General features: G+C 71.6%; 14 protein-coding genes. 5 read left to right on the plus strand and 9 right to left on the minus strand.

The genetic code is table 11. From position 1 onward, the window contains the following. Positions 1-38: 38 nt before the first annotated feature. A complete protein-coding gene (locus tag KBY47_RS09490) occupies positions 39-2,936 on the minus strand; it encodes a DUF6603 domain-containing protein (protein WP_210920545.1) in 2,898 nt (965 codons plus the stop codon). Between the two features lie 6 nt (positions 2,937-2,942). Then, complete coding sequence (locus tag KBY47_RS09495; RefSeq protein ID WP_210920546.1) at positions 2,943-4,016, minus strand: WD40 repeat domain-containing protein; 1,074 nt, start codon at positions 4,014-4,016, stop codon at positions 2,943-2,945. Between the two features lie 587 nt (positions 4,017-4,603). On the opposite strand from KBY47_RS09495, the gene KBY47_RS09500 reads away from it, so the two are divergent. Both KBY47_RS09500 and KBY47_RS09505 read left to right on the plus strand, forming a co-directional pair. Beyond that, the gene (locus KBY47_RS09500; protein WP_210920547.1) at positions 4,604-5,851 is read left to right on the plus strand and encodes a DUF2235 domain-containing protein; all 1,248 of its coding nucleotides are present in this window, start codon (positions 4,604-4,606) and stop codon (positions 5,849-5,851) included. Positions 5,852-5,891: 40 nt separating this feature from the next. After that, positions 5,892-7,838, plus strand: coding sequence for a phospholipase D-like domain-containing protein (locus KBY47_RS09505; protein WP_210920548.1), 1,947 nt, complete (start codon positions 5,892-5,894; stop codon positions 7,836-7,838). Positions 7,839-7,875: 37 nt separating this feature from the next. Here KBY47_RS09505 and KBY47_RS09510 read toward each other — a convergent pair whose 3' ends face one another. Beyond that, positions 7,876-8,772: a peptidoglycan-binding protein gene (locus tag KBY47_RS09510; RefSeq protein ID WP_210920549.1), complete on the minus strand. Its 897-nt coding sequence runs from the start codon at positions 8,770-8,772 to the stop codon at positions 7,876-7,878. Next, positions 8,691-9,497: a BTAD domain-containing putative transcriptional regulator gene (locus KBY47_RS09515; protein ID WP_210920550.1), complete on the minus strand. Its 807-nt coding sequence runs from the start codon at positions 9,495-9,497 to the stop codon at positions 8,691-8,693. Before KBY47_RS09515 ends, KBY47_RS09510 begins: the two co-directional genes overlap by 82 nt. A 293-nt stretch (positions 9,498-9,790) precedes the next feature. On the opposite strand from KBY47_RS09515, the gene KBY47_RS36395 reads away from it, so the two are divergent. Beyond that, complete coding sequence (locus KBY47_RS36395) at positions 9,791-10,510, plus strand: peptidoglycan-binding protein (protein WP_247694442.1); 720 nt, start codon at positions 9,791-9,793, stop codon at positions 10,508-10,510. 9 nt (positions 10,511-10,519) lie between these two features. Then, positions 10,520-11,188, plus strand: coding sequence for a M23 family metallopeptidase (locus tag KBY47_RS09525; RefSeq protein ID WP_210920551.1), 669 nt, complete (start codon positions 10,520-10,522; stop codon positions 11,186-11,188). Positions 11,189-11,307: 119 nt separating this feature from the next. Here the strand turns inward: KBY47_RS09525 and KBY47_RS09530 are convergent, their stop codons facing one another. From KBY47_RS09530 to KBY47_RS09545, 4 genes are all read right to left on the minus strand, one after another. Then, a complete protein-coding gene (locus KBY47_RS09530) occupies positions 11,308-12,099 on the minus strand; it encodes an MBL fold metallo-hydrolase (RefSeq protein ID WP_210920552.1) in 792 nt (263 codons plus the stop codon). A gap of 71 nt (positions 12,100-12,170) precedes the next feature. After that, complete coding sequence (locus KBY47_RS09535) at positions 12,171-12,965, minus strand: alpha/beta hydrolase (protein WP_210920553.1); 795 nt, start codon at positions 12,963-12,965, stop codon at positions 12,171-12,173. Positions 12,966-12,976: 11 nt separating this feature from the next. Next, entirely contained in the window at positions 12,977-13,816 is an 840-nt protein-coding gene (locus KBY47_RS09540; RefSeq protein WP_210920554.1) for an alpha/beta fold hydrolase, read from the minus strand. Positions 13,817-13,875: 59 nt separating this feature from the next. Next, positions 13,876-14,700, minus strand: coding sequence for an alpha/beta fold hydrolase (locus KBY47_RS09545; protein WP_210920555.1), 825 nt, complete (start codon positions 14,698-14,700; stop codon positions 13,876-13,878). Between the two features lie 313 nt (positions 14,701-15,013). Between KBY47_RS09545 and KBY47_RS37175 the strand changes: the two genes are divergently transcribed. Then, a complete protein-coding gene (locus KBY47_RS37175; protein ID WP_210920556.1) occupies positions 15,014-15,991 on the plus strand; it encodes a helix-turn-helix domain-containing protein in 978 nt (325 codons plus the stop codon). Between the two features lie 96 nt (positions 15,992-16,087). Here KBY47_RS37175 and KBY47_RS09555 read toward each other — a convergent pair whose 3' ends face one another. Next, entirely contained in the window at positions 16,088-16,300 is a 213-nt protein-coding gene (locus KBY47_RS09555; protein ID WP_210920557.1) for an MbtH family protein, read from the minus strand. Between the last annotated feature and the right edge of the window lie 150 nt (positions 16,301-16,450).

Consider the following 16,450-nt stretch of genomic DNA (forward strand, 5'->3'; position numbering starts at 1 on the left):
GACGCCCCCGACGGGCCGGAGCGTGGTGCGGGGCGCGGTCATCGGCCCACCTCCCAGCTCTCGACGAGCCGCAACGCCTCCTGCGGCTGATCGAGCCGGCCGCTCATCGCGTCCCAGGCGTCGGCGGTGGCGTCAACCAGGGTGACGTCGTCCAGCAGCGGCTGCAGCGAATCGGTGGCGGCCACGCTCAGCTTGGCGGGGCGCACCTTGACGGCCGCTTCGGGTGTACGCCACCGCTCGAGCCGTTCGGCGGTGCTGACTCCGAACATTGACTCGCGGCGGAACAGCCCGGGCCAGAGGGAGAACTGCCGCTCGTCCAGCGGGGGTTCGTAGCCGGTCTCGTAGCCGTCGTCCACGCGGTGTCCGACGCCGACGACGGCGCCGTCGCCGCGGGCCCGCAGTCCGCTCGCGCGGCTGATGAAGGCGGGCTCGCTGAGCTGGGCGTCCTCGGTGAGGTCGAAGAACTCGCCGGGCACGAACCGCTCGGACAGCGAGGGGAGTCCGGCGGCGGGCTGGGGGACGCCGAGGGTGATCTCCTTGACCGTCCAGGTCTGCGCCGGTACCGGCCGTCGTTCGAACCGGGTGATCGGCACTCCCAGCGGGACCACGCGCTGGGAAACGCGCAGAGTGGCGTCGGGGTGCACGAGGGTGCCCCGGTTCAGCCTCTCGTTCGCCTCCCCGGTGAACACCAGCGCGGTGCGTTCGGCGGTCGGCCGCTCCGCCGCCCAGGCCTTGGACTCGGCCAGTTCGGGGGTCAGTGCCTCGATCGGATCGCGTCCGGGCTTCGGCCTGACGGCGGGCGGCGAGCCCCAGCGGACGTCGAAGTCCAGCTCGACGTCCCAGAACAGCACCGAGATGCTGCCGGTGCCGAAGGCGTGCCAGGGGGCGGGCCCCTCCAGTGTGAAGTCCAGGGCGATCCCGGCCAGTCGGCGCCCGAAGGCGCGTACGGCCACTCCGGCGCGTACGTGCACGGAGAACGCGAACACGGGGTCGAAGACGAACAGCGCGTCCATTCCCAGCCAGCCCGTCACACCGCAGCCCGCGATCGTGGCGTCGAGCTGTACCTGGCCGCCGAACATCACCGCGTTGGAGGTGACCGCGAAGTAGGCCTCCATGCGAAGTCCCCAGCCCTGCCCGGGGGCCAGGTCCACCTGGAGGCGGTTCAGCGCGGGCACCCGGGCGGGGCGGGCGTAGCGGGGGTGGAAACCACCGGCGGACAGGACGAACTCCGGCTGCGGGCCACCACGTACGAGCAGATACATCTCGCCGCGCACGGCGAGCCCGACGATCCACGAACCGGACAGCGACACCAGCAGTTCGACCAGCGGTTCGGCCGGTTCGACCCGGCCGAGCACACTGGCCTGGAGGCGGACGAGCGGCACGTCCGGGTCGGGCAGCCCGACCAGCAGCCGTCCCAGCAGCAGGGCGCGGGCCGGTGCGGGCAGTTCGAGGATGAGTGCCCCGGACAGGGAGACCATCCGACCGCCCCAGTTGAGGCGGAGCATCGGCCCGACCAGGACGCGACCGGAGGCGACCGGGAACGCCGAGCCGAGCGAGCCGATGATTTCCTGGGCGCGTTCCACCGCGCGGTCGGGGAACAGCACATGGTCGGCGTTGCCGTCACCGACGAGTTGCTGGAGGGCGGTGAGGTCGGCGCGCCGGTTCACCCCGACCAGACCGCCGACCGCGTCCAGGGCGAAGCCCAGGCCGAGTTGGATGCCGGGGGTCGGAAAGCGGGCGGCGAGCAGCGCCAGGAAGCTGGTGGGGCCCTTGCCGTCGGGCGGCCGGAACAGGGCGACCGCCTGGACGCGGAGCACGCCGAGGTCGATGGAGATCAGGCCGCCGTAGCCCTCGTCGGGGGTGCGCCGGACCAGGCCGCCGCCGGAGATGGGCGGCACCTTCAACTCGGTGCCGATGCCGTCCGGGAACAGCTCACGCAGCCTGCTCGGGTCGAGGCCGGGACGGTTCGCCGGGGCGAACGTGACGGGCAGTTCGATCCCGGCGCGTTCCAGGTGGACGCTCAAGGGCAGGCCCGGGAGTCCGGCGCTGGCCGACACGGACACGGCCAGCCGTGGCTCGCCCCCGTCCACGGTCAGCTCCAGGGCGGCGCCCCTGCTGGACACCGCCGGGGCGTTCAGCCGGAGCGGCAGGGGGACGTTGAGGCCGCCGGTGCCGGCGAAGCGCAGGCCCGCGGCCCGGTCGGCGCGCAGGACGACGGGCGCGGGCGGCCCCGACATGGGGCTCGCGCCGCCGATGCCGAGGAGGCGGGCGAGCGCGGCCGGGAGCACGGCCGCGGTGAACCCCCGCAACTCCAGTTCGGCGGCCGAGGGGGTGCCCGGCTCCGAGGTCACGGCCAGCGCGATGCCGTCGACGCTCACGCCGGGACCGTCGGTCATTCCGGCGGTGAGCCTGCCGGTGCGGCGCAGCCGGATCGCGGCGCTGCCACCGGGCGGCGCGGGCGGCAGGCCCGGTCCGAAGGCGGCGTCCCAGCCCTGGGCGGCGGTGACGGTCGCCTCCGCGCTCCACGGCCCGTGGACGGTCTGGGGCAGGGTCAGGGCGGCCCCGGGGGTGACCACCACGTCGAACACCGGTCCGTCCGGGGTCACGCCGAGCACGGCGCGTCCGCCCGCGGCACCGGCCGGGTCGGCGAGCACCAGGGCCACGCCGAGGGGCGCGCCGGGGGCCCGCCGCCAGCCGTGCAGCCGTACCGGCGAGGCGGCGTCGAGGTCGCCGAGTGTCTCCCGTACCAGCTCCACCAGCGAGTTGCCGGGCGGCAGCTTGTCGTGCGCGGCGAGCAGGCGCCCCGCCAGCACCGTTCCGGCGGCCGAGGGGTCCTCGCCGGGTTCGGGCAGGGAGCGGACGAGGCCGTCGACGGCGTCCGCGGCCAGTGCGCGCAGTTGGCCGGCGACCTGTTGGAGGAGTGCGTGCGGGTCCATGGCGGCTCATCCCCGGTGTGCTTCGCCGTTGTCGATCACGAGGGCGCCGTTCACGGTGCCGACGCCCAGCCAGCGGCCGTCCGGGCTGAACCGCAGTGCCAGCACCTCGTCGGTGGGCACGGTGTACAGCTCCTTGCCCTCGATGTCGAACAGCCGTACGACGTTGTCGATGGAGGCGCTGGCCGCGTGCTTGCCGTTCGGGCTGAACGCGACCTGGGTGACGGCTCCGAAGCTCTCCTCCTCCGGGTGGCCGGGGTCCAGTTTCGGCGCCCGGCCCCGTTCGACGCCGGTGTCCGCGTCCAGGACCCGGGCGAGCCCGTCGGAGCCGCCGACCACCGTCCATCTGCCCTTGGGGTCGAAGGCCAGGCAGTTCGGGGCGGTGACCTGGTCGTCGATGTCCTCCGGGGTGGGCCACACCTGCTTGCCGGTCTGTGCCTCGAACATCCGGGTGGTGTCGTCGGCGGCACAGCACAGCACGTTCAGCCCGTCCGGGCTGAACGCGACGGCGAGGACGGCGTCCTCCGGGGTGAGCCGCGAGACCTGCTCGCCGGTGGCCAGGTCGTGCACCCGGGCGGATCCGGCGTGCTGGTGGTTGCCGCCGTGGCGTTCGTCGACGGCGAGCGCGACCCTCGTGCCGTCCCGGCTCAGGTCCACATCGGCGATCTGCGGAGGGTCGACGGTGATGCGCTGCTGCATCTCCCCGGTGGCCTGGTCGAGTACGGCGACCAGGGTGTCGGTGGCCGCGATCAGCCGCCCGTCCGGGGCGAACCGCACGGAGTTCACCGAGTTGCCCGGGGCGAGCGGTCCCTGCCAGAGGGCCGTGCCGGTGGCGCTGTCCCGCAGGAACACCTGCTCGAAGTCGGTCACGGCGATCCTGGTGCCGTCCGGGCTGAAGGCGATGCCGGACACGGATCCATCGGTGGGCACCTCCAGCGGCGGTGGCCCGATGCCGACCGACCGCACCCGCAGCTGGGTGTCGCTGCCGCCGCTGGCGAAGCGCTTGTTGTCGGGGCTGAACGCGACGGCCTGGACGGAGCCGTCCTGGAGGGCCCGCAGGGCGACGGTACCGGGCTCGCTCATGGGCGGGTCCTCCTCGTGCCGGGATGTGCCTGGCGGACGGGCGCAAGACGTCGACGAGCCTTCAGCCGTCGCGCGCGTCGATCCGCTGTCCGCGGAAGTCGCATCGATCTTGAGGAAGGGGCCGGGCGTTCCGAGACGCGGGAGCCGGGCAGTTCCGGGCCGCCGTCGCCGTGTACGAGAACTGGTGCGGCGCGCCCTTCGCCGCGGCGGCGGTGTCGGCGGACCGGCGTCGGCGAACACCGTGTCGGTCTCGGATTCGCGCGTCTCGAACTCGCCGCCGCAGCACACCTCGGGCGGCGTGCGCTTGCTACAACTCACCAGCCTAGCCCGAATGTCCACGCTCGCCACATCGGCCCGCGGCGACTCGATGACCCCGTCGACCAGCGCACGGGTACTGGGCGCCCTCGCGCTCGGCGGGGATGGTGCGGGGGGTCGTAGCGGACGTGCTCGCCGTCGCGGAAGGACAACGCGAGGGCGACGTCGCGACGAGCACCCGGTCCACGACGGTCGCATGGCGGGGCGTTCCAGGTGGTGCCAGCATGGAAGTGGTGCTAGGCGCCGCTCCACTGTCGTGAGAGGGGATGCTCATGGCCAAGCGTCTGGCCGTCTGCTGCGACGGCACCTGGAACTTCGCCGACCAGCCGAGCAAGACCAACGTCGCCAAGGTCGCCCTGTCGGTGATCCCCGGAACCGCCGCGGGACGGGAGCAGCGCGTCTACTACCACGGCGGCGTCGGCACCCACCGGCGCGAACGGGTGCAGGGCGGCGCGTTCGGTGTGGGTCTGTCCCGGAACGTCGTCGACGCCTACCGCTTCCTCGTCGAGACCTACGAGCCCGACGACGAGCTGTTCCTCTTCGGCTTCAGCCGGGGCGCCTTCACCGCCCGGAGCCTGGCGGGGCTGATCCTCAACAGCGGCATCCTGCGCCGCGACCATGCCGACCGGATCCCTGAGGCCTGGGCCCTGTACCGGGACCGGATCGAGCAACCCAAGGGCGCCGCCGCCACGTTGTTCCGCCGCTCCTACGCCCGCGAGACGGAGATCAACTTCATCGGGGTGTGGGACACGGTAGGTTCGCTGGGCATCCCGATGCCGAGCGAACCGTGGCTCCAGCCGTACGCGACCCGGTTCAACCGCCGCTGGGCGTTCCACGACACGGAGCTGAGCAGCTGGGTCCGCGCGGCCTTCCACGCGCTGGCCGTCGACGAGCAGCGCTCGGCGTTCCGGCCGACCCTGTGGCACCAGCGGCCCGGAGCCGACCAGCAGGGCCAGGAGCTGAAGCAGGTGTGGTTCGCCGGGGTGCACAGCGATGTCGGCGGCAGCTACACGGAGACCGGGCTGTCCGACATCGCCCTGCTGTGGATGGTCGACCAGGCCCGCAGATACGGCTTGGAGTTCGACGTGGACGTCCTCAGTGAGGCCGGGCCCAGGGTGATGCGGCCCGAGGCGAGCACCGACTTCCGCGTACGGCCCGATGGTTCGGGGCCGCTGCACTCCTCCCGGACCGGCATGTACCGCCTGGCGAAGCCGTTGCACCGGCCGATCGGCGAGGCGGCGAACGACAAGGGTGAACTCGACGGCAACGAGTTCCTGGCGGTGCCGGCCAAGGAGCGGTACGACCGCGACACGGGCTACCGGCCGCCGCAGCTGGAGCGGTATCTCGCGGCCCAGGAGCGGGTGCGGCTGGAGCCGGTGCTGTTGCCGGGCCTCGCCGCCGGTCTGCCGCCCATGCCCCCCGGGCCGTCCGGGGCGTCCGGGGCGTCCGGGGCGTCCGGGGCGTCCGGGGCAGCGGTCGCGGCGCCGCAGCCTCCCGAGAAGCGGCCCCGGACCCCCTGAGGGCAGGGCCCGGCACGTCCGAGAGGCAAGGAGATCCGGGATGCTCACCTGCACGCTCTTCGCCGGCGACACGCTGCTGCAAGCTGTCGCCGACGACCAGGACCGCATCTCCCGGACCCGGCACCGGAGGAATCCGGCGGTGCGCAAGGTGCAGATCGCCCTGCTCGACCGGGACCCGGGCTGTCTGCCCCGGTTCGGCGCGGACGGGGACTACGGCGACGAGACGGCCCGCGCGGTGGCCCGCTTCAAGATCGAGGTACTGGGCGTCCCGCCGGCCGAGGTGATCGACGACGTCGGCCCGCTGACGGTCCGCACGCTGGACGAGTTGCAGGCCGCCGCCGAACGCCCGCCCGAGCCGGGCGTCACGCCCGAGGAATGGCTGCTGACCGGCGCCGAACTCGGACCCTTCCGGTCTCCCGCCTTCACCCGCGACAACGTGGTCGACTTCTTCGTCGACGCCGAGGCGTACTACAACCTGCTGGCCGACCGCCTGGACGCCCTGCTCGCCGGGGACCGGGTGCTGTTCGCCGGCTGGCGGTTCTCACCCGAGCAGCTGCTGCGCCCGACGGTCACCGGCTCCCCGGGGGTCCTCGACCGGCTGCGCAAGCTCCGCGCCGACGGCATCGTCGTACGGGCCCTGCTGTACGGCTCGCACTTCTCCACTCTTCCCGTGCGCAGGCCCAGGGTGCCGACCCTGCCGTCCAAGGACAACTTCGACTTCCGAACCGGCCTGGTCGACGCGGGCGCCCAGGCGATCCTCGACGCCAGGGTGGGTCACTTCGGCTCCCACCACCAGAAGTGCGCGGTCGTGCAGGGCGCCGCCGAGGGCCCGTGCGCGTTCGTCGGCGGGATCGACGTGTGTCTCGACCGCTGGGACAACGGCGCCCACGTCGATCCCCCCGTACGACAGCGCGAGCCGGACTTCCTGGGGACGAAGATCTCCCTGCCGGGCTGGCACGACGTGCAGTGCGCGGTGTTCGGACCGGCCGTCGGCCAGATCTGGCAAAGCCTGGTCCAACGCTGGAACGACCCCACCCCGCCCAGCCGCATCGACGCCCCGCCCGTCCCGGTCCCGCAGTCCGAGGCACCCGGACCACCGACACGGTCGGGCACCCAGGCGGTGCAGGTCCTGCGCACCCTCACCTGCAAGGGCGTCTACTCCTTCCTGCCGGGTGGCGAGTTCACCGTCACGGCCGCCTACCGCAAGGCGATACGCCGGGCGCGGCACTACATCTACATCGAGGACCAGTACCTGTGGCCCTCCCCCCTCGTCGAGGACCTGCGGGACGCCGCGGGCCGGGGCGTCCAGCTCATCCTGGTCACCGCCCGCGACTTCGACGCGCCGGGGCTCAAGGACGCCCACGAGGCACTGCGTACGGAGGCGTTGCAGCGCATCGCCTCGGCCGCCCCGGCGCGTGTCCACTGCTTCCACCTGGAGCAGGCGGCGAGTTCGGCGCAGATCTACGTCCACGCGAAGCTGCTGATCGCAGACGACCAGTACGCCGCCGCGGGCAGCGCCAATCTGAACTTCCGCTCCCATACCACTGATTCCGAACTGCATCTCGGGGTCTTCGACACGGACCTCGCGGACGGCACCATGGGGGGCGCGCCGCACCGGGTGGGGGTGTCCGTCCGTGACCTGCGCGCCCAGATCTGGGGCGAGCACCTCAACGAGGACCCGGCCCTGCACCAGGACGCCCTGGCGGGCCTCGCGCGCATGCCCACCGGGGGCGGCAAGACCGGACACCTGGTCAGCTTCGCCGTGCCCGCGCAGATGCCGGCCGTGGACTGGCGCGAGACGGTACGGGAACTGCTGCGCAGCATCCAGCACATGGAGAACTGGCAGCTTCTGGCACCCGTGGTGCTCGGCCCGCTGGCCCTCCCCGTCACCCTGGTACCGGACATGGACCTCGGCGTTCTCGCCGACGCCATCCCGAACCCGGAGTCGTTCCTGCGGGACCTGCTCAATCCGCGCACTGTCTGCTGAGGATGCCTCAGGACGGGCAGGACGGGGGTGTCGTCCGTCAGGCTCCGAACACGGTGAACCCGAGGCCCGAGAGCTGGGCGGCGAGGGCCGCCACGGTGTCCGGGTCGTCGAAGGCACCGTTCTCGCCGAGGCCGTTGGCGGACTGGAACTCCTTGACCTTGCCCTGAGTGCGGGGGCCGTCGACGCCGTCCTGCGACAGCGGGGTGAAGCCCAGGGCGAGCAGCGCCCCCTGCACGCCGAACACGTCCGAGACGTCCAGCGCGATCTGCTCCGGAGGCAGTCCCTGGTCCTCCACCTCGCGGGACATCAGGAAGTGGGCCCGGTCCAGCTTGTTGCGGATGCGGATGGTGCCGACGTCCGGGGTGAAGTGGCATTCGTCAGCGGCACCGATCCAGTTCCGGCCGCTCACATGGCCCTGGAACTTGGGGAAGCGGAACTTCGGGCCCATGGCCCACGCCATGCTGAGCGTGGCCAGCTGCGCGTTGGCCGGCCAGGAGGCGAACTCCCCGAACGGGTGGTGCCCGGAGCTGTCGACACGGCCGACAAGCACCGACTCCATCTCGTCCAGCTTCTCGAAGACATGCCGGTCGATCTCGTCGTTGTCGACGTGCAGACGCGTCAGCGGCGGCGCAAACCGGCGGTGCCCGAGCGGCGCGAGGTCCATGCGGGACTTCACCGTGTCCCACTCGGCGGCGATCTCCCCGGACGCCGCGTCCGTGCCCGTGTCGTTGACCAGCCAGCGCAGCCTGCCCGCGGCGGCCAGCGAGGCGCCGCGCTCCTGCGCGGTCGGTGCGGAGTTGTCCCGTGCCGTCTGGTCGATCTTGTTGCCGATGCCGGTGCTCACATACCCCTTCACATCCAGGTACATGAAGTTGACGCGCCCTTCGAGCGGGTCGTTGAAGCTGATCCAGTAGTCGCGAACGCTCTGGTGCATGATGCCGCCTTCCTGTCCGGGTCTCCTGGCCGCACGGGCAGCATCCCGGCGAACCGTGGTGAGGGCTCGACGCCCAGTTCCTCCCGCAACAGCCGGCTGAACCCCTCGTAGTGGCGCACCGCCTCGCCGACGTTGCCCTCCGCGAGGTGCGCCGCCACGACGGCCCGGTGGGCGCTCTCACGCAGCGGTTCCGCACGGACGCTCGCCCACGCCGCCTCCATCGCGAGGGCCGGTCTGCCCTGTCGTACGAGGGCCTCGGCGAGCGCGTCGAGGGCGTGCAGACGCAGCTGCCGCAGCCGCTCACGCTCCATCAGCACCCAGTCCTCGTCCCAGCCCGGCAGCAGGTCCTCTCCCATCAGCAGGCCCAGCGGCGGGCGTACGTCGAGCGGCGGACCGCACCCTTCCACCACGCCAAGGGCGGTCCGGGTGAGGGCATGCACGTCCACCCGCAGGGCCGGGGCGACCAGCAGAGCGTCCCCGCGACAGGCGACGAGGGGCGGCTCGCCCCGGGGCAGCTTCCACAACGTGGTGCGCAGGCTGCCTCTGGCGTGCCCCTCGGTGACCTCGGGCCACAGGGTGCCGGCGAGTACCGTCCGTGACACCCGCCCCCGCAGCGCCATGCAGGCCAGCAACCGCTGGCCGTTGCGGCACAGTTCCACGGGCTCGGCGTCCAGCTCCAACCGGAACTGGCCGAGCAGTCGCAGCCGGGGAGGATCAGGGATCATGTTGACCGCTACCGCCTCACGAGCGATGGCCCACCCGGGCGCGCCCTCCGACAGGGCGTGTCGTCACCAGTTTCGGCTCCGCCCGCACCCCGTGCAACTTGGCGGAGCACAGCTGGAAGGAGGTGGAAGGCGCTGATGACGGCGTAATGACGCCGCGCTGACACCGTTCTCCGTACCGTCGAAGCGGACGGACGGATCAGCCCGCGCACGAGGCTTGGGCGCGTCCCCGGCGGCGGCTCACGCCTCTCCCGCCGCTCCGTCACACCATCGGTTCGACTCAACCCCGGTGCGCCATGGTCGCTTTGTCCAACGTCCGGTTCGGAAAGCGGAACAAGGACGTACTCACCGTGCAGAAGGCCCTCCTCAGGCGGGGCCGCGAGATCCCCGACGGCGCCACCGGCCTGTTCGGCGAGCAGACCAAGGCCGCCTACCGGGCCGAGCAGATCGCCCAGGGCTTCAGCGGATCCGACGCGGACGGCGTCCCGGGCCGCACCTCCCTGGCCGCCCTCGGCGGGATCACCGGCCTGTTCCGCCTCGACGACGAACCCATGTCGGACAGCGGCGCGGGACGGCTGACGCTCGCCCAGGTCACCTTCCGTGATCCGGGCGACGACTCCGGCGAGGAGGCCATGCGCCGCTACGCGCGCCGGGCGTGCGAACTGACCGGAATGGACCCGAAGTTCGGCGTACCGGCGCTCGCCACCATCGCCCAGCGCGAATCCGCCTCCAACCATCCGAGGTTCCGGGTCAACATGACGGACAGGAACGCGCGCGGCCGGATCGCCCCGGACGGACATCCGCTGAACTGCTCCCGGGGCGCCACGCAGTGCGTTCCGAGCAGCTTCGCCAGCCACCACCAGGCGGGCACCGCCACCACGCCGTACGACGTGGTCGCCTGTATGTGCGCCACGGTCAACTACGTGCGGCACCGCTATGACGTCAACCAGTCCGGCTCGGACTTCGCCGCCCGCGTCCAGCAGGCCGATCCGCGCCGGGCTCCCCACTGGTACTAGGAGTGCCCCATGGTCTCCGTCTCCAACGTTCAGTTCGGCAAGCAGAACGAGGACGTGCGCGCCGTGCAGAAGGCCCTCATCAAGCGGGGCCGCAAGATCGACGAGGCGACCGGCCGCTTCGGTCCCCAGACCAAGGCCGCCTACCGTGCCGAGCAACTGGCCCAGGGGTTCAAGGGTGCCGACGCCGACGGCGTCCCGGGCCCCACCTCCCTGGCCACCCTCGGCCGGATCACCGGTCTCTTCCGCCTCGACGGCGAGCCGGCACGGCGCGGCAGGGGGAAGGTCGCCTCACCTGTGCCCGGCCACAAGGTCACCTTCGGGTTCTTCCAGCGCGGTCCCTACGCCTGGAAACCCGACGGTGTCGGCCGCCACACGGGGCAGGACTTCGCCGCCAAGTCCGGCGTCCCCGTGGTCGCCGTACGCGGCGGGAAGATCGCCTGGTCGAACGGCCAGGGCGGCGCGTACGGCCAGTGGATCGGCCTCGCCGCGGACAACGGCCACGTCTACACCTACTCGCACCTCTCACAACGCCAGGTGAAGGCCGGCCAGCGAGTCGCCGCCGGACAGCAGCTCGGCAAGGTCGGCAGCACGGGCAACTCCTCCGGCCCCCACCTGCACTTCGAGATGTCGAAGGGCTCCTCCTGGTCCTACGGCAATGTCGCGAAGCCCACGTGGTGACAGCCGCGAAGGCCGCGGCCGGACGACTCCTCGCGGCCCTCCTCAGAGCGGCCGCATGGCACGATGACCGCCATGTCAGGTCAGGTCTGGGTGCCACATAAACACATCGCCCGATGCGACTAGGCGCTGAGGTCCGTGGCGACTCCGGTGGCGAGCCAGCGGAAGCGGGTGCGGATATCGGTGGGTGCGCGGGCGAGTTCGTGCTCGATGGCGTCGCGGCCCTCGTGGAAATGGTGCCAGCCCTCGTAGTGGACGGGGATGGCGGTGCGGGGTCGCAGCAGGCGGCACAGGCGTACGGCGTGCGCGGTGGTCATGGTGTAGCGGACCGGTCCGGTGATCGGGAAGCGCACACCACCGACATGGAGCAGTGCGGTGCCCACGGTCAGGCGCCGGGCCACCTCGCGGACGCCGCCGTACAAGACGGTGTCGCCGGAGATCCAGAGGGCGCCGTGCTGCTGGCCTTCCCAGGTGAGGGCGAAGCCAGTGACCTGTCCGGTCAGGGGCCGGGACAGGGGCGGGCCGTGACGGGCGGGGGTGGCCGTGACGGTGATGGTGGGGCGATCCGGGGCGTGCAGGCGGGTCACGGTCCACGGGGCGAGGCCGTGAGCCCGCTGGCCGAGGCGGCGGGCGCCGGCCGGGGTGGTCAGGATGGTCCGGGCGGTGCGCAGGACGTCGCGTCCGGTGTGGTCGAGGTTGTCGCCGTGCTGGTCATGGCTGAGCAGGACGGCGTCGACCGGCGGCAGGTCGGAGGCGGCGAGGGCGGGGCCGGCGGACTTGTGGGAGGCGGTGCCCCAGCCGAAGCCGTAACGCTGCCCGGGCGGGTCGAAGGTGGGGTCGGTCAGCAGCCGCCAGCCGCCCGTCTCGATGAGCGTGGTCGGACCGCCGATGTGGGTGATGCGTATGGTGCCCATGTGGGAGGCTCCCTTCCTCGGGCCCGGACAGAGGAAGCTGTCCCGGGCCCGGTGCGTGCCGCGGGCGGCGGTCAGGCGTGGGCGAGGGCCCACTCCAGGGCGTAGTCGGCGACCTCTTCCCAGCCGTCCTGGGCGGGCATCAGATGAGAGCGGCGGGGAAAGACCACGACCTCCGTAAGGGTGCCCTCGGCCTTGTAGTGCCTGGCGTTGGACTGCTGCACCTTGGGCGGCATGAGGTGGTCGTGCTCGCCGGAGCAGAACAGCAGTGGCGCCCGGTCCGCGTTGCGGTAGTCGACGTAGGTGTCCGTGTGGCCGGGGTGGAGGTTGGCCAGGGCGCTGCCCCAGACGATGCTGCCCGGTGCCGGGACGTGGTAGCGCTCGTAGGTGGCGTGGGCCTGGTCCTCGGAGAAGGTGTTGGTGAAGGCGTAGCGCCAGTGGTCGTAGTCGAAGCCGACAGCACGGTGGCGGTTGGCGGGGTTCCTCAGCACCGGGAAGGTCGAGCGAACCTGGGACAGCGGAACGACGGCGACGCCTTCGGTGGGCGCGGAGTTGATCGCCACTCCGGCGGCGCCGAATCCGCGGTCGAGGAGGATCTGGGTGAACGCGCCGCCGGCGGAGTGCCCCATGATGACGGGTGGTCGATCCAGCTCGGTGATGACCTTCTCCAGGCTGGAGATGATGGCGGGGACGGTCACGGCCTCGATCGGGGCCGGGTCGGCGTTGAGGGCCTCGACCTCCACGTCGAAGCCGGGATAGGGCGGGGCAATGACGCGGAAGCCCTTGTCCTGGTAGTGGATGATCCACTGCTCCCAGGCGCGCGGGGTGACCCAGAAGCCGTGGACGAGGACGATGGTGTCGGGTTGCATGGGTGTGCTCCTCAGCGTGTGGCCTGGTGGGCGGAGTGGATCTGGCGGACCACGATGTCGGGGCGGGACATCATCACGACGTGGGAGGCGCCCTTGACCTCGACGGTGCGGCTGTGGGCGCGCTGGGCCATGTAGCGCTGGGCGGCGGCCGGGATGACGTTGTCGCTGCCGGGGATGACGTACCAGGACGGCAGGTCCTTCCAGGCCGGCGCGCCGCTGGGAGCCGCCAGCCCGTCCACGCTGCCGGGGCGTTGTGCGGCGGCCATCAGACGGGTCTGGGAGGACGGCAGGTCGGCGGCGAACACCTCGCGGAACTTCGCCGGGTCGATGTAGCCGTCCTTGCCGGTGCTGCCGTCCGGTAGCGGGTAGTCGCGGGTGATCAAGGCGTCCGGCAGCTTGCTGCCGGGGTACTTGCCGGCCAGTTGCAGAGCGCTCTCGCCCTGGTGGGGGGCGAACGCGGCGACGTAGACGAGAGCTTTGACGTTGGTGTGGCCGCGGGCGGCGTTGGTGATGACCTCGCCGCCGTAGGAGTGGCCGACCAGGATGACCGGGCCGTCGATGCTGTCGAGGACGCTGGAGACGTAGGCCGTGTCGCTGTCCAGGTCGCGCAGCGGATTGGCGGGGGCGATGACCGGGTAGCCGGCCTTCTGCAGGGCGGCGATGGTCTGGTACCAGCCGGAGGCGTCGGCGAAGACACCGTGGACGAGGACGACGGTCGGTCTCGGGCCGCTGGTGTGTGCCGGAGTGGCGGAGACGGGGGCGACCGCACCGCCCAGGCCGGCCACGAGCGCGGCGGCGAGCAGGCACGTGCTGACGGTACGGCGGTGAGGCCGCTGACCGCTGAAGATCATGTGTTGGCTCCTTGCTCGGGCATCCCCGGCGGGCGGCCGGGGACGCGGGCTTTGCTCCGTCAGGAATTGAGGAACTCCAGCAGGTCGGCGCCGAGCTGCTCTTTGTGGGTGTCAGTGATGCCGTGCGGGGCGCCCGGATAGACCTTCAGCGTCGCGTTCTTGATGCGGGCGGCCGACGCCTTGCCACCGACCTCGAAGGGCACGACCTGGTCGTCGTCGCCGTGGATGACCAGCGTGGGCACGTCGATGGCGTCCAGGTCGGTGCGGAAGTCGGTGGCGGAGAAGGCCGCGATGCACTCGTAGGCGCCCCGGTGCCCGGCCTGGAGGCTCTGTCGCCAGAACGCCTCTCGGGTGCCTGGGGAGACGACGGCACCGGGCCGGTTGTTGCCGAAGAACGGCCCGTCGGCGAGGTCGTGGTAGAGCTGTGAGCGGTCGGCGAGCGATCCGGCCCGGATCGAGTCGAAGGTCTCGATCGGGACGCCGCCGGGGTTGTCGTCGGTCTTGAGCATGAACGGCGGGACCGCGGAGACGAGCACGATCTGGGCGAGCCGGGCGGTGCCGTGGCGGCCGACGTAGCGGGCGACCTCGCCGCCGCCGGTGGAGAAGCCGACCAGGGTGGCGTCACGCAGATCCAGGGTGTCGATGAGCGTGGCCAGGTCGTCGGCGTAGGTGTTCATCTCGTTGCCGTTCCACGTCTGGGTGGAGCGGCCGTGACCGCGCCGGTCGTGGGCTATGGCACGGAAGCCATGGCTGGCCAGGAACAGTTGCTGGGCCTCCCAGCTGTCGGAGTTCAGAGGCCAGCCGTGGCTGAGGACGACGGGGCGGCCCGTTCCCCAGTCCTTGTAGTAGATCTGGGCGTCGTCGGATGCGGTGACGAAGGGCATGGGCTTCTCCCAACCGGTAGCCGGGGTGCCGCATGAACCCGTCCTCCCCGCCGCACCCCGCCGTTTGTGAAGGACTTGTGCGGGAGCGTGGCACGGGCATCATCCGTCGGATTTACCCTGCCTGCCCGATCCTGTCCCCTGTGTGCCACGGCTCCGGCCGGCCACCCGCGCACCTGCTGCTTCGCGAGCCACAGGAGAGGAGACGTGCCCCGCATGCGCGTGTTGCATACAGGCATCTTTGCCTGGAAAGCCGCACACGGCGGACACTCGCGTCCTAGGCGGCGACCCGGCGCTGCCCGGAACGGGAGGCGCCGTGCTCGTCCTCGACACAAACGATCTTCGAGTCGGTGACCGGATCGCGGCCTTCGAGGCGGTGGCCGCCGGTGAGGGCGGCGTCTCCGCCGTCCAGGAGGAGACCGAGGAGGGGGTCTGGAAACGACTCGAACTCTGGCACCTCGGCCCGCTCACGCTCTTCCACACCCAGGGCACGGGGGTGCGCATCTCCCGCTCGCTCCGGCAGGCACGGCGCGATGCGATGGATACCGTCGCGATCAATATCCACCGCCAGGGAGCCGGCGGCTTCACCTGGGCTGACCACCGGCAGCGCATCGGCCCGAACAGCGCGACCATGCACCACATGCCTGCCGGGTACGAGTACTGGTGGTCCGGCCTCGGCAGCACGCTGGCCCTGATGTTCGACACCGAACGCCTCAGCCTGCCCGAGGACACGATCCGGGCATCGATCCCGACGCTCGAGCACAGCCCCGTCGGACGGCTGCTGATCAACCACGTCCTCGGCGTGCACCGCATCGCCGACCAGGTCAGCATGGGCCCGGAAGCCGATGCCCTCGCCTCCGCCACCGTGGAACTCGTCCGAGCCTGGGTGGTGTCGGTGGCCGGCGACGACCTCACCCGCCGGGCAGTCGCACGGGAGACCCTCCTCACCCGCGTCCTGGCCTACGCCCGCGCCCACCTGAGGGAACCCGACCTCACCCCTCAGCGGATTGCCTGGGCGCACAACACCTCCGTGCGGACGCTGTACCGGTTGTGCGACGACGGCGGAGTCAGTCTCGAGAAGTGGATCATCCGCCGTCGGCTCGAGGGTGCACGTGCCGACCTCGCAGCCCCCGGGCACGCACACCGCACAATCGACACCATTGCCCGCAGTTGGGGCTTCACCAACCCCGCCTTCTTCTCCCGCCGCTTCCGCCAGACCTACGGCACCACGCCCAGCCAGTGGCGAAGGCTCTCCCCGCAGGACCGACTCCTGTCGCCGCCGGACGATCTCTGACCAAACCTTCCAGTAGCAGCCTCGGGAACGGGGTGCACACCAGGGGAACGGGCAGGTCCGCGAGACCGCCGCACCCGCCGCCCCCCGCCTCACCCGCTACGGCCGTGCCCCTCCCGCCCCGAGGCTCCTCGGCAGGATGTCCGTCCAGTTTCGCTCCACGTACTCCAGGCACGCCTCCCTGGTGTCCTCCCGGTGCGCCTCGCGCCAGCCGTTGGGGCGGTCGGCGAAGGCCGGCCACAGGGAGTACTGCCCTTCGTCGTTGACCAGCACGACAAAGCGGCCGTCGGAGTCGTCGAACGGATTCGTCATCGTGGTGCTCCTCTCCATGGCTGAGTGGAACTACGGGGAGTGACACGGCCTCTCACCATAGGCACTGCCGTCGGCTTGAAGTTGAGCCTCCGTCCATTTCCGCTTCAGTACGGCTCGACGCCGGGCGGTGCCGCACGGAGGATCAAGCCG

The organism is Streptomyces sp. B93, from assembly GCF_018070565.1.
Lineage (GTDB): Bacteria > Actinomycetota > Actinomycetes > Streptomycetales > Streptomycetaceae > Streptomyces.